At 75.4% G+C, this 280-nt stretch carries 1 protein-coding gene; it reads right to left on the bottom strand.

What is annotated here, in order from left to right; genetic code table 11:
- Positions 1–97 precede the first annotated feature (97 nt).
- A partial coding sequence (locus OH705_RS27110) for a hypothetical protein (protein ID WP_267303422.1) occupies positions 98–280 on the bottom strand: 183 nt, incomplete at its 5' end.

Raw genomic sequence — 280 nt, 5'->3', positions numbered from 1 at the left:
CCGGAGCGGACGGCCCGGAACGCTGCCCAGCCCACGAGGCCGAGGATCAGCAGGCTCAGGGCCAGGGCCGCCCACCACGGCACCACGGGGAGCACGGTCATGAGCGGACCCTCCAGAGCCCGAGCGCGAGGACGGCGCCGGAGACGAGGGCGATGCCGAGTGGCACGTCGGGGCGGTCCGCGACAAGGCCCTGGGCCGAGCCGCGGGTCGCGGTGGCCTCGCTCGCCTGGATCTGTCCGATGATGGTGCGCGCCGCCGTCGCGCTGCGCAGGGGGAAGTA

This window comes from Pseudomonas sp. BJa3, from assembly GCF_026343815.1.
GTDB classification, from domain to species: Bacteria; Pseudomonadota; Gammaproteobacteria; order Pseudomonadales; family Pseudomonadaceae; genus Aquipseudomonas; species Aquipseudomonas soli.
The sequence above is the reverse complement of the archived record's forward strand: the minus strand, read 5'-3'. Positions and strand labels throughout refer to the sequence as shown.